This window comes from Streptomyces sp. B15 (genome assembly GCF_018070605.1).
GTDB classification, from domain to species: domain Bacteria; phylum Actinomycetota; class Actinomycetes; order Streptomycetales; family Streptomycetaceae; genus Streptomyces; species Streptomyces smyrnaeus.
Genome location: NZ_JAGPXJ010000187.1, coordinates 1 through 3,620, shown reverse-complemented (window position 1 = coordinate 3,620; position 3,620 = coordinate 1). Strand labels below are relative to the sequence as shown.

The following is a 3,620-nucleotide window of genomic DNA, read 5'->3' as shown; positions in this document are numbered from 1 at the left end:
GCGTTCACGCATGATCGCGACTGCGGCAATCGCCGCCGCCTTCGTCATGTTCCCGGCAGGCAGCGCTCTCGCGGGCAGCGGACCGGCTCCCGCACCCTCCGAGCGTTCCGCGACGCAGTCCACGGCGCCCTCGCCCAAGGGAAACCCCTTGAGTGAGAAGGCACAGGCTGCCGACGTCTGTGCCGACGCCCACCAGATCGGCCAGACCGGCTACATCAAGCGCGACGGCGAGACCATCGCCTCTGTGAAGCAGTTCTACTCGCCGGACTGCAACGAGAACTACAGCTACGTCTGGCTGTGGCAGGACTTCGTCGACCAGGAAGACACCTACACCGTCAGCACCGGGATCCACAGCAGCACCCAGGGCAAGGATCTCGGCACCCAGAAGTTCCCGGCTGACACGGGCCAGGAGTACTGGTCGGCAGGCACCGACACGGTCGACGACTGCACCACCGGGTTCGGCACCGTGCTCCCGGAAGGATCCTCCACCACGTACAGGGGAATCACCGACGAGCGCTGCTGACCGCCTCTCAACCACGCGTGCCGGACGCCACGTTCAACTGAACGCTCGTCGACACGCGTACCACCGCCAGAGCGCCCCGGCCGTCTGCCAGACGGTCGGGGCGCACCTTTCAGCCGGACCCACCGCGCGTCATGAAGCCCGGCTGCGAGGGGGCGAGGCGTCCGGGTCCGGAGTGTCCCCCACGTCCACCCCGCTCCCCTGGCCACGTACGTCCATCACGAAGTGGGCGTAGCCGGCGAGCGGCCACATGCCCCAGGTGTGCGGCAGTCCCCGGCCGGCGCCGTATCCGTGGTACCGGACGACCAGCGGCAGCGGCTCCGTCGCGCCCGCGGGCGCCGTGAACCAGCCCCGGATGGGATGGCCTCCGTATCCGGCGAAGGTGACCTCCCAGGTGCGGACGCCGGTGAGGCCGGTGTCGACCGGTTCGAAGGAGATCCGTGGCGCGCGTCCGCGGGTGGCGTCGAGGGTCTGGCGCCAGAAGACGTCGAAGTCCTCCTGTTCGGCCACCCTGGGGCGGTATGCGCGCAGTTCGGCCAGGGGCATGTCGTATTGCGTCATGGGGGCTCCGCTTCTGGGCTGTGCTCCTCGCCGGCCCGCGTCCTGCCGACAGAGCGAGGGCTCCGGTCCTGCGGTCGGCTCAGCCGCGGGCCATGGCGATGGCGCCGGAGAGCCGTTCGCCGGCCTCGTAGATCATGTACGGGACGCCGCCGTCCGTACCGAAGGACGGGGCGGCGGCGCGGCCGTTCTCCGGTGACGCGGAGGTGGAGTCGTAGAAGACCCCGAGATGGTCGCGGCGGGAGAAGTCGGCGCCGACCTCGGTGATGTGGATGTCACCGCCGCTCCCCTTGTCGGTGTGGTAGACGACGTACGTGCGGCCGTTCCGCGTGAGCAGGTGCGCGCCGGAGACGTCGGAAGCGCCGGCCTCGGCGTGGTCGATGAGCGGCTCCTGGTCGAACTCCCAGTTGCGGCCGTCCGCCGACCAACCCCAGCCGATGTCACGGTGATTGGAGCCGTCGTTGCGCATGAAGACCATGACGTAGCGGGCGCCGTGGGAGGGCAGGTCGTGCTGGAAGACCCCGGGCGTAGGAGGTCTCTTTGGTGCCCTTCGGCAGCATCTCGGCGGTCAGCACGCTCTTGTCGTACGTGAAGTGGATGCCGTCCTTGGAGCGGGCGAGCCGGGTGACGGTGTTCTCGCCGTGGAAGTACAGCCACAGCTCGCGGCGTTCGGCGTGCCATATGACGTGCGGGGAGGAGACGTGGCTGACGTTGTAGTGCGGCGCCCAGTGGTTGGACACGATCGGGTTGTGCGGGTACTCGGTGAACGGCCCCTCCAGCGAATCGGCGTAGGCGAGGCAGATGCCGCCGGGGTCGTCGTGCGGGGCGTAGTAGAGGTAGTAGCGGCCCAGCGGCGCTGGGAGCTTGTCGTAGACGCCGCGTATGCAGGGGAAGATGATCTCGCCGGTGGGGTTGTACTTGAGCTCGTCCGGGTTCAGCAGGGTGCGTACGTAGCGGTAGTCGGGGAAGCCGCCCGGTGCTGCGAGGGCGGGGGTCGCACGGCCCGGCTCGGTGAGAGCGAGCAGGGCGCCGCCCGCGGCGGTGGCGGAGGCGGTGCGCAGGAAGTGGCGGCGGTCTAGTGTCATGAGCGGGGCCCTACCTTTCAAGTGGGTCTGATCTGGTCCTTGGTTCCATACCGGGTGGGGCCGGTGGAGGGGTCAGAGGCGGGTGGCGGCGGTGACGATCAGGCCGCTGAGCGCGACACACCACACGTACGGCAGCGTGCGCACCATCACCTGCTGCGGGCTGACGCCGGAGTACTGCGCCGCCCACACGGTCTGGGTGCTGGTCGGGTCGGCGACACCGAACATCTGGTTGTACGAGGCGGTCAGGCCCAGCACGGCGGCGGCCGGGTAGACACCGGCCGAGATCAGCACACCGGCGATGCCCGCGCCGAGGCCGTAGACGTTCAGTGGTCCGCGGTACAGGCACAGCGGCGCCAGCAGTGTGAAGACCACCACGAACACGACGGAGTTGGCCGGGCTGACGGCCTTGACCAGCGGGTCGAGCGCACCGACGGCGCCGGGCAGTTGGACGGCGGCCAGCAGGATGCCGATCGCCACGAACAGCGCGATGGGCGGCGCAGCGACCTCGAAGCCGGAGTAGAGGGTGCGCAGCAGCCGCTTGTTCATCTCCCGCGGCCGGGTGGTGGTCACCAGCGCGTACACCACGCCCGCCAGCATCGACGGGATGATGGCCAGTTCGAAACCGAGCGCGAGAACGAGCGGCACGGCGGGGGCGAGCAGCGCGTACCACGGCGCGTCGCCGAGGCGGCGGGCCCGGTTGCGCCCCCGGCCGCCGCCGGACGGGCGCTCTTCGACCGAGGCCAACGACCAGGTGTGTGCGACGCCCCTGCGGCGGCACTCGACAAGGACGAAGAGGACGGCGAAGACGGCGGCGAAGGGGAAGAGCTTCAGCATGAAGGCCCGCACCGTGTCGACCGGCAGCTCGAGGGCCGTGGAGAAGAACTGCCACACCGGCAACTCGAAGGGCATACCGGCGGCGATCCCCATGAGGATGGTGCCGGCCGCGGTGGTCTTCGGCACACCGACCGCGATCATCGCCGGGATGCCGATGATGCCCGCCATCATGGCGGCGGGCGCTGACCCGGTGACCGTGCCGATGAGCGCGGAGACGGCGAGCACGCCGAGGGCCACGACGGTGGGGCGGTCGCCGCCGAACTCGACGATCTTTCGGACGAGGGCCCCGGCGATGCCGGTCTCCTCCATCAGCTTGCCGAGCCAGGAGCCGATGAGCACGGCGAGCATGGTGGCGGCCAGCGTCACAGAGCCCTCTTGGAGCACGGTGTCCAGGATGCTGTTCTTGCCGGTGAGCGGGGCCCCGGTGACGGCGGCGATGACCACGCCCAGCAGTACGAGGGCGAAGGCGGTGGGCAGCTTGCGGGCGAGCATCAGCCCGACACCCGCGAGCATGAGCAGCAGAATCACGATTCCCATGGCGGTGCCTCAGTCCTCTCCGAGGGCTCCGACGGAGGTCCCTGCGAGGGCCGTTCCGGAGGTCTCTCCGAGGGCCCGGGCCGCCG

At 69.8% G+C, this 3,620-nt stretch carries 3 protein-coding genes and 1 pseudogene; 1 reads left to right on the top strand and 3 read right to left on the bottom strand.

Annotation, left to right across the window (positions count from 1 at the left end; all coding sequences use genetic code 11):
- Nucleotides 1-523: hypothetical protein (locus tag KBY19_RS35645; RefSeq protein ID WP_307843711.1), on the top strand; the 523-nt coding region annotated here is incomplete at its 5' end.
- 129 nt (nt 524-652) lie between these two features.
- On the opposite strand, the gene KBY19_RS35640 is transcribed toward KBY19_RS35645, so the two are convergent.
- The 3 genes and pseudogenes from KBY19_RS35640 to KBY19_RS35630 all read right to left on the bottom strand — a co-directional run bounded on the left by KBY19_RS35640 (nt 653) and on the right by KBY19_RS35630 (nt 3,534).
- Nucleotides 653-1,081, bottom strand: coding sequence for an acetylxylan esterase (locus KBY19_RS35640; protein ID WP_247691748.1), 429 nt, complete (start codon nt 1,079-1,081; stop codon nt 653-655).
- A gap of 79 nt (nt 1,082-1,160) precedes the next feature.
- Nucleotides 1,161-2,163, bottom strand: a pseudogene (locus KBY19_RS35635) (hypothetical protein).
- Between the two features lie 72 nt (nt 2,164-2,235).
- Nucleotides 2,236-3,534, bottom strand: coding sequence for a TRAP transporter large permease subunit (locus KBY19_RS35630; protein WP_099885663.1), 1,299 nt, complete (start codon nt 3,532-3,534; stop codon nt 2,236-2,238).
- Nucleotides 3,535-3,620 lie beyond the last annotated feature (86 nt).

Bases quoted from the DNA above. Each gene is read 5' to 3' on its own strand.
- KBY19_RS35640 (WP_247691748.1), bottom strand. From the start codon at position 1,081: ATGACGCAATACGACATGCCCCTGGCCGAACTGCGCGCATACCGCCCC.
- KBY19_RS35630 (WP_099885663.1), bottom strand. From the start codon at position 3,534: ATGGGAATCGTGATTCTGCTGCTCATGCTCGCGGGTGTCGGGCTGATG.